The sequence below is a fragment of the Streptococcus sp. GMD6S genome, assembly GCF_000297015.1.
Window position 1 is genome coordinate 1 of sequence record NZ_AJRH01000051.1, and the last position, 9,439, is coordinate 9,439.

Genomic DNA, 9,439 nt, shown 5'->3' on the forward strand with positions numbered 1-9,439 from the left:
GCAAATAATCAAATCCTCTTTAGAAGCGAAAATATTAGCTTCTACACTCGTCTCCTAGAAGGTAATTATCCTGATACAGATCGCTTGATTCCAACAGACTTTAACACTACAATTACTTTTGATGTGGTTAATTTGCGTCAATCTATGGAGCGTGCACGTCTCTTATCAAGTGCGACTCAAAATGGTACTGTGAAGCTTGAAATTAAAGGTGGAGTTGTTAGCGCCCATGTTCACTCTCCAGAGGTTGGTAAAGTAAACGAAGAAATCGATACGGAGCAGGTGACCGGGGATGATTTAACTATTAGTTTTAACCCAACTTACTTGATTGATTCCCTCAAGGCTTTAAATAGTGAAAAGGTGACTATTAGCTTTATCTCATCAGTTCGTCCATTTACTCTTGTGCCAGCAGATACTGACGAAGATTTCATGCAGCTTATCACACCAGTTCGAACAAATTAAGTGAAAGAGGTTGAGCCTGGCTCGCCTCTTTTATGATATAATCAAAAAAGAAAAGGAGAGTAGTATGTATCAAGTTGGAAATTTTGTTGAGATGAAAAAACCACACGCTTGTACCATCAAGTCAACAGGCAAAAAGGCTAATCGTTGGGAAATTACACGTGTAGGGGCAGATATTAAAATAAAGTGTAGCAATTGTGACCACCTTGTCATGATGAGTCGCTATGATTTTGAACGAAAAATGAATAAGATTATTGACTAAGAACCCTTAGTTAGAGGGTTAGCAAGTTTTCCCTTTTTGTGTTATAATGTTAGGGATTGAAATGAGAACGGAGAATGAGAAACTATGGCTTTAACAGCAGGTATCGTTGGTTTGCCAAACGTTGGTAAATCAACCCTTTTTAATGCAATTACAAAAGCAGGAGCAGAGGCGGCAAACTACCCATTTGCGACTATTGATCCAAACGTTGGGATGGTGGAAGTTCCAGATGAACGCCTACAAAAACTAACGGAAATGATTACTCCTAAAAAGACAGTTCCAACAACCTTTGAGTTTACAGATATTGCAGGGATTGTAAAAGGAGCTTCAAAAGGAGAAGGTCTAGGTAATAAATTCTTGGCCAATATCCGTGAAGTAGACGCGATTGTTCACGTAGTTCGTGCTTTTGATGATGAAAATGTGATGCGCGAGCAAGGACGTGAAGACGCCTTTGTGGATCCACTTGCAGATATTGATACCATTAACCTAGAATTGATTCTTGCTGACTTAGAATCAGTTAATAAACGCTATGCGCGTGTAGAAAAGATGGCACGTACGCAAAAAGATAAAGAATCAGTAGCAGAATTTAATGTTCTTCAAAAGATTAAACCAGTCCTTGAGGATGGAAAATCAGCTCGCACCATCGAATTTACAGATGAAGAACAAAAGGTTGTCAAAGGTCTCTTCCTTTTGACCACTAAACCAGTTCTTTATGTTGCTAATGTGGATGAGGATGTTGTTGGAGACCCAGATTCTATCGAATATGTGAAGAAAATTCGTGAATTTGCAGCGACAGAAAATGCTGAAGTAGTCGTTATTTCCGCGCGTGCTGAGGAAGAAATTTCTGAGTTAGACGATGAGGATAAGCAAGAGTTTCTTGAAGCACTTGGCTTGACAGAATCAGGCGTTGACAAGTTGACTCGTGCAGCCTATCACTTGCTTGGGCTTGGAACTTACTTCACAGCTGGTGAAAAAGAAGTCCGTGCTTGGACCTTTAAGCGAGGGATGAAAGCTCCTCAAGCAGCTGGTATTATCCACTCAGACTTTGAAAAAGGGTTTATTCGTGCAGTAACAATGTCATATGAGGATCTAGTGAAATATGGATCTGAAAAGGCTGTAAAAGAAGCTGGGCGCTTGCGTGAAGAAGGAAAAGAATATATCGTTCAAGATGGCGATATCATGGAATTCCGCTTTAACGTTTAATAATATTTAATAAATAGTGTCAATTAGGTTGGAAAAAAATTCCAACCCTTTTGGCTTTTGAAAGGAAAAATAAATGACCAAATTACTTGTAGGATTGGGAAATCCAGGGGATAAATATTTTGAAACCAAGCACAACGTTGGATTTATGTTGATTGACCAATTGGCCAAAAAACAAAATGTCACCTTTACACATGACAAGATATTTCAAGCTGACCTAGCTTCTTTTTTCTTCAATGGAGAAAAAATTTATCTCGTCAAACCAACAACATTTATGAATGAAAGTGGAAAAGCGGTTCATGCTTTATTGACTTACTATGGTTTGGATATTGAAGATTTACTCGTTATTTACGACGATCTTGACATGGAAGTTGGGAAAATTCGTTTAAGAGCAAAGGGGTCAGCTGGTGGTCATAATGGTATCAAGTCTATTATTCAACATATAGGTACTCAGATATTTAACCGTGTTAAAATAGGTATTGGAAGACCTAAAAAAGGCATGTCCGTTGTTCATCATGTTTTAAGTAAGTTTGATCAGGATGACTATGTGGGTATTTTACAGTCCATTGACAAGGTTGACGATGCTGTAAACTACTATTTACAAGAGAAAAACTTTGAGAAAACAATGCAGAGGTATAACGGCTAAATGGTGACTTTATTAGATTTATTCTCAGAAAATGACCAGATAAAAAAATGGCATCAAAATCTGATAGATAAGAAAAGACAACTAATACTTGGTTTATCAACGTCTACCAAGGCTATTGCAATTGCAAGCAGTCTAGAAAAAGAAAATAAGATTGTGTTACTGACTTCAACTTATGGAGAAGCAGAACGAATTATCAGTGATCTTCTTTCTCTCTTAGGAGAGGAACTTGTCTATCCATTTTTGGTTGATGACTCTCCTATGGTAGAGTTTTTGATGTCTTCGCAAGAAAAAATCATTTCGCGGGTTGAGGCCTTGCGTTTTTTGAGTGATCCGTCTAAGAAAGGGATTTTAGTTTGTAATATCGCAGCGAGTCGGTTAATTTTACCCTCTCCGACTAGATTTAAAGAAAGTACTATAAAAATTGCAGTTGGCGAAGAATATGACCAACACGAGCTACTTCACCAGTTAAAGGAAATTGGCTATCGAAAAGTTACTCAAGTACGGACACAAGGTGAGTTTAGTATTCGAGGAGATATTTTAGATATTTTTGAGATGTCTCAGTTAGAACCTTTCCGAATCGAGTTTTTTGGCGATGAAGTAGATGGTATTCGTACTTTTGAAGTCGAAACACAATTATCGAAAGAAAATCAGACCAACCTCACTATCTTTCCAGCTAGCGACATACTTTTGAGAGAAAAAGATTATCAACGAGGACAGTCAGCTTTAGAAAAGCAAATTTCAAAGACTCTATCACCAATTTTAAAATCATATTTGGAAGAGATTTTGTCAAGTTTTCATCAAAAACAAGTACATTCAGATAGTCGAAAGTTTTTGTCCTTATGTTACGATGAAACATGGACTGTATTTGATTATATTGAAAAAGATACACCAGTATTCTTTGATGACTATCAAAAATTGATGAATCAGTATGAATCCTTTGAAAGAGAATTAGCACAATACTTTACAGAAGATTTACAGAATGGTAAATCATTTTCTGGGATGCAGTATTTTGCAGATACAGAGCAAACCTATAAAAAACAAAGTCCAGTTACCTTTTTCTCCAATCTGCAAAAGGGCTTAGGAAATCTTAAGTTTGATCACATTTATCAATTTAATCAATACCCCATGCAAGAGTTTTTCAATCAATTTTCATTTTTAAAAGAAGAAATTGAGCGATACAAAAAAATGAACTACACTATTATTTTGCAGTCTAGCAATTCAATGGGAAGTAAGACGTTGGAAGATGTTTTAGAGGAATATCAGATCAAATTGGATTCCAGAGATAAGTCAAGTATCTGTAAAGAATCTGTAAACTTGATTGAGGGTAATCTAAGACATGGTTTTCACTTTGTAGATGAAAAAATTCTCTTGATTACTGAACATGAGATTTTTCAAAAGAAATTAAAACGTCGTTTTAGAAGACAACATGTGTCAAATGCGGAGCGATTGAAAGATTATAATGAACTTGAAAAAGGGGACTACGTTGTTCACCATATCCATGGAATTGGTCAATATCTAGGAATTGAAACAATTGAAATCAAAGGGATTCACCGTGATTATGTCAGTGTTCAATATCAAAATGGGGATCAAATCTCCATCCCAGTAGAGCAGATTCAGTTACTGTCAAAATATGTTTCAAGTGATGGAAAAGCTCCAAAACTTAATAAATTAAATGATGGTCATTTCAAAAAGGCCAAGCAAAAAGTTAAGAACCAGGTAGAGGATATAGCTGACGATTTAATTAAGCTTTATTCTGAGCGTAGTCAGTTGAAGGGATTTGCTTTCTCGGCTGATGATGATGAGCAACATGCTTTTGATGATGCCTTCCCTTATGTTGAAACGGATGATCAACTTCGTAGTATTGAGGAAATTAAGAGGGATATGCAGGATTCTCATCCCATGGATCGACTTCTGGTTGGGGATGTTGGTTTTGGGAAAACTGAGGTTGCAATGCGTGCAGCATTTAAGGCTGTCAATGATCACAAACAGGTGGTTGTTCTAGTTCCGACGACGGTTTTAGCGCAACAGCACTATACGAATTTTAAGGAACGATTCCAAAATTTTGCTGTTAATATTGATGTGTTGAGTCGCTTTAGAAGTAAAAAAGAGCAGGCAGAAACACTTGAAAAACTAAAGAATGGTCAAGTCGATATTTTGATTGGAACGCATCGTGTTTTGTCAAAAGATGTTGTGTTTTCAGATTTGGGATTGATGATTATTGATGAGGAACAACGATTCGGTGTTAAGCATAAGGAAACTTTGAAAGAACTGAAAAAACAAGTAGATGTTCTAACCTTGACAGCAACGCCAATCCCTCGTACTCTCCACATGTCTATGCTGGGAATTCGAGATTTGTCTGTTATTGAAACTCCTCCAACCAATCGCTATCCTGTTCAAACCTATGTATTAGAGAAGAATGATAGTGTCATTCGTGATGCTGTCTTGCGTGAAATGGAGCGTGGAGGTCAAGTTTACTATCTTTACAATAAAGTTGACACGATTGACCAGAAGGTTTCAGAATTACAGGAGTTGATTCCAGAGGCTTCGATTGGGTATGTTCATGGACAAATGAGTGAAATTCAGTTAGAAAATACTCTACTTGACTTTATTGAAGGTCAGTATGATATTTTGGTGACGACTACTATTATTGAGACAGGGGTAGATATTCCAAATGCCAATACCTTATTTATTGAAAATGCAGACCACATGGGCTTGTCAACCTTGTATCAATTAAGAGGAAGAGTCGGTCGTAGCAATCGTATTGCTTATGCCTATCTCATGTATCGTCCAGAAAAATCAATCAGTGAAGTCTCTGAGAAGAGATTAGAAGCGATTAAGGGATTTACAGAATTAGGCTCAGGATTTAAGATTGCGATGCGAGATCTTTCGATTCGGGGAGCAGGAAATCTCCTAGGAAAGTCCCAGTCTGGTTTCATTGATTCTGTTGGTTTTGAATTGTATTCGCAGTTACTAGAGGAAGCTATTGCTAAACGGAACGGCAATGGGAATAAAAGAAGCAAAGGAAATGCTGAGTTGATTTTACAAATTGACGCCTATCTTCCTGACACTTATATTTCTGACCAACGACATAAGATTGAAATTTACAAGAAAATTCGTCAAATTGACAATCGTGTCAACTATGAAGAACTACAAGAAGAATTGATGGATCGCTTTGGAGAATACCCAGACGTAGTGGCCTATCTTTTAGAGATTGGTTTGGTCAAGTCATATTTTGACAAGGTATTTGTAGAACGTGTGGAAAGAAAAGAAAATAAGATTACAGTTCAATTTGAAAAAGTCACTCAACGACTATTCTTGGCTCAAGATTATTTTAAAGCCTTATCCGCAACGAACTTAAAAGCATCCATAGCTGAGAATAAAGGATTAATGGAAGTTATATTTGATGTCCGAAACAAGAAGGATTATGAAATTTTAGAAGGTTTGCTGATTTTTGGAGAAAGTTTATTAGAGATAAAAGAATCAAAGGAAGCAAATCCCATTTAACATTTTTCTTCTATAAAAAGGATAAAAATGGTACAATAATAATTTGAGGTAATAAAAATGAGATTAGACAAATATTTAAAAGTATCACGAATTATTAAGCGCCGCACAGTCGCAAAAGAAGTAGCAGATAAAGGTAGAATCAAGGTGAACGGAATCTTGGCCAAAAGTTCAACGGATTTGAAAGTTGATGACCAAGTTGAAATTCGCTTTGGAAATAAGTTGTTGCTTGTTAAAGTACTAGATATGAAAGATAGTACAAAAAAAGAAGATGCAGCAGGTATGTATGAAATTCTCAGTGAAACACGGGTAGAAGAAAATGTCTAAAAATATTGTACAGATGAATAATTCTTTTATTCAAAATGAACATCAACGTCGTCGTTACCTGATGAAGGAGAGACAAAAACGAAATCGTTTTATGGGTTGGGTCCTTATTTTGATGATCTTGTTGTTTATTTTACCAACTTATAACTTGGCCCAAAGCTATGATCAGTTACTGCAACGACGTCAGCAATTAACAGAGTTGAAAGAGCAGTACCAAACTCTTAGTGATGAAAAGGATAAGGAATCCGCCTTTGCTGCAAAGTTGAAAGATGAAGACTATGTAGCAAAGTATGCACGCGCCAAGTACTATTACTCAAAGAAACGAGAAGCAATTTACACAATTCCTGATTTGCTTCCGAGGTAATGTCATGGAAAATTTATTGGAAGTTGTTGAGCAATTTCTAAGTTTATCAGATGAAAAATTAGAGGAATTGGCAACTAAAAACCATTTATTACGATTACAAGAAGAAAGGGAAGAGAAGAATGCGTAAGTTCTTAGTAGTTTTATTGCTACCTGCTTTTATCATAACCTCAAGAGTAGTTAGCACAGAAAAACAGCTTCCTTACTCTTCACAAGAAATTTATTATCTAACCGAGTCTGATTATGGATTCTACTATAAAGAAACTCTGGAATCCCCAATGGTATATGGAGAAACAGCTGTCTATGCTAATGAGGATCTTGTCAAGGAGTCTGGTAAATTGACTCCTGGAACCACCTTTAAAATAGTAGAATGGCGTTTGAATAGACAAGGTGTTCCTGTTTTTAAATTAGATAATCACCAGTTTATCCTTGCAGATAAGCGGTTGGTCTATGATCAAAGTCAAGTTCAAACTCAAAATAGACAAGTATGGTTGGAGCAGGGGTTTGTTATCTATAACAGTCCCTATGATGCGAAAGAAATTTCTTCAACCCTCTCTCCCTATCAACGCGTAACGGTGGATAGAGCTCTCTTTGCTGAGGGACAAGAATTTCTTCATATCAATCAAGTTGGGTGGGTATCAAAAGAGTTCACCTCAGAAGAAGACAATCGCATCCAGAAGGTTCAAGAAGTTTTATCAAACAACTATCAGAATGAAAATTATTCTATTTATGTTAAACAACTGAGTACAGCTAAAGAGGCTGGGGTGAATGAAGACAGCAAACTTTATGCAGCTAGCATCTTGAAACTAGCCTACCTTTATTACGCTCAAGATAAGATAAATCAAGGGGAATATACGCTAGACAGTAGCTTCAAGTATATCCCAGAAGTAAATAGTTTCCCTGGGTCCTATAAACCAGAAGGTAGTGGTAGCTTACCTAAAAAAGAAGATAACAAAGAATACAGTCTTCAACAGTTAATTACCAAGGTAACAAAAGAGTCTGATAATGTTGCTCATAATATTTTAGGTTATTACGTGACCAATCAATCTGACGGGGCTTTTAAAGAAAAAATGTCCACCATTATGGGCGAAGATTGGGATGTGAATGATAAACTGACTTCTTCAAAAATGGCTGGAAAAGTCATGGAAGCTATTTATAATCAGAATGGTTTTGTCCTAGAGTCTCTAGGTAAGACTGATTTTGACAACCAAAGAATCGCAAAAGGTGTTTCGGTTAAGGTAGCTCATAAAATTGGAGATGCCGATGAGTTTAAACATGACACTGCCATTGTTTATACGGATTCTCCTTTCGTTCTTTCCATTTTCACCAAAAATTCTGATTATGATACTATTGCTAAGATAGCTAAGGATGTCTATGAGGTTCTAAAATGAGGGACCAGGATTTTTTAAATCATTTTCTCCGAAAAGAGTATTTCAAAAAACATTCTAAAGTCGTATTAGCTTTGTCTGGCGGACTGGACTCAATGTTTTTATTCCAGCTATTGTCTACTTATCAAAATGAGTTAGAAATTGAGTTGATTTTAGCACATGTCAATCACAAGCAGAGAAGGGAATCTGACTGGGAGGAAAATGAACTAAGGAAGTTAGCTGATGCAGCTGAACTTCCTATTTATATCACAAGCTTCTTAGGAGACTTTTCAGAAGCGCGTGCTCGAGAGTTTCGTTATGATTTTTTTAGGAAAATCATGAAAGAGATTGGAGCGACTGCCTTGGTTACTGCCCACCATGCAGATGATCAAGTTGAAACGATTTTGATGCGCTTGATTCGAGGAAGTCGGCTCCGTTATTTAACAGGAATAAAAGAAAGACAAGTAGTTGATGGAATTGAAATCATTCGTCCCTTGTTGCATTTTCATAAAAAGGATTTTCCACCAATTGTTCATTTTGAAGATCAAACAAATCAGGAAAATACCTATTTTCGCAATCGCATTCGAAATAGGTATTTACCAGAGCTTGAAAAAGAAAATCCTCGTCTTAAATCCGCCCTTTTAGATTTAGGAAGGGAAATTTCAGATTACCAAGCAACAATAACGGAGCTTTCGAAACAAATTGATGTGGAAGATTTGAATGAGCTATTTTCATACTCTCAACAAACTCAAGGAATCTTGCTCCAAAACTATCTTAATCAATTTCCAGACTTAAATCTGACGAAGGCTCAGTTTGATGAAGTTCGACAGATTTTAACAACGAAAAGCCAGTATCGTCATTCTCTTAAAAATGGCTACGAATTGATAAAAGAGTATCAGAATTTTCGAGTTTGTAAAATCAGTCCTCAGGCCGATGAAAAGGAAGATGAACTTGTGTTACACTATCAAAATCAAGTTCGATATAAGGGCTATTTATTTTCCTTTGGCATCCCTATTGAAGGGGATTTTGTTCAAAAAGTAACGGTTTCACGGGAAACATCTGTACATATTAGATGTCGAAAACCTGGCGATGTTATTATCCTGAATGGTCATCGAAAGAAACTGAGACGCTTATTTATAGATTTAAAAATCCCTATTGAAAAACGAAAAACAACCCCTATTATTGAGCAATTTGGAGAAATTGTCTCAATTTCAGGAATTGCGACCAGTGATTTGAGTAAAAACACGAAAAATGATATAATGAACACTGTGATTTATATAGAAAAAATAGATAGGTAAAAAGATGTTAGAACACGATATTAAAAA

General features: G+C 36.4%; 9 protein-coding genes and 1 pseudogene. All 10 read left to right on the forward strand.

Annotated elements, in window-relative coordinates:
• A pseudogene (locus GMD6S_RS07285) lies at window positions 1-459 on the forward strand (DNA polymerase III subunit beta); the annotation flags it as partial.
• Between the two features lie 64 nt (window positions 460-523).
• Window positions 524-718, forward strand: coding sequence for a DUF951 domain-containing protein (locus GMD6S_RS07290; protein WP_000285184.1), 195 nt, complete (start codon window positions 524-526; stop codon window positions 716-718).
• An 84-nt stretch (window positions 719-802) separates the two neighbouring features.
• Complete coding sequence (gene ychF / locus GMD6S_RS07295; RefSeq protein WP_001218695.1) at window positions 803-1,918, forward strand: redox-regulated ATPase YchF; 1,116 nt, start codon at window positions 803-805, stop codon at window positions 1,916-1,918.
• Between the two features lie 73 nt (window positions 1,919-1,991).
• Window positions 1,992-2,561: an aminoacyl-tRNA hydrolase gene (gene pth / locus GMD6S_RS07300; protein ID WP_000163918.1), complete on the forward strand. Its 570-nt coding sequence runs from the start codon at window positions 1,992-1,994 to the stop codon at window positions 2,559-2,561.
• Window positions 2,562-6,065 (forward strand): transcription-repair coupling factor, encoded by a 3,504-nt coding sequence (mfd, locus tag GMD6S_RS07305; protein WP_000258061.1) that lies wholly within the window; start codon window positions 2,562-2,564, stop codon window positions 6,063-6,065. It abuts the gene before it with no gap.
• A gap of 57 nt (window positions 6,066-6,122) precedes the next feature.
• Window positions 6,123-6,389 (forward strand): RNA-binding S4 domain-containing protein, encoded by a 267-nt coding sequence (locus tag GMD6S_RS07310; protein ID WP_001234972.1) that lies wholly within the window; start codon window positions 6,123-6,125, stop codon window positions 6,387-6,389.
• Entirely contained in the window at window positions 6,382-6,750 is a 369-nt protein-coding gene (locus GMD6S_RS07315; protein WP_000041922.1) for a septum formation initiator family protein, read from the forward strand. The genes GMD6S_RS07310 and GMD6S_RS07315 overlap by 8 nt, the downstream gene beginning before the upstream one ends.
• 4 nt (window positions 6,751-6,754) lie before the next feature.
• The gene (locus tag GMD6S_RS13075; RefSeq protein ID WP_000429344.1) at window positions 6,755-6,877 is read left to right on the forward strand and encodes an SP_0009 family protein; all 123 of its coding nucleotides are present in this window, start codon (window positions 6,755-6,757) and stop codon (window positions 6,875-6,877) included.
• Window positions 6,870-8,138 (forward strand): serine hydrolase, encoded by a 1,269-nt coding sequence (locus GMD6S_RS07325; protein ID WP_001224817.1) that lies wholly within the window; start codon window positions 6,870-6,872, stop codon window positions 8,136-8,138. Before GMD6S_RS13075 ends, GMD6S_RS07325 begins: the two co-directional genes overlap by 8 nt.
• Entirely contained in the window at window positions 8,135-9,412 is a 1,278-nt protein-coding gene (gene tilS, locus GMD6S_RS07330; RefSeq protein ID WP_001205570.1) for a tRNA lysidine(34) synthetase TilS, read from the forward strand. Before GMD6S_RS07325 ends, tilS begins: the two co-directional genes overlap by 4 nt.
• Window positions 9,413-9,439: the final 27 nt, after the last annotated feature.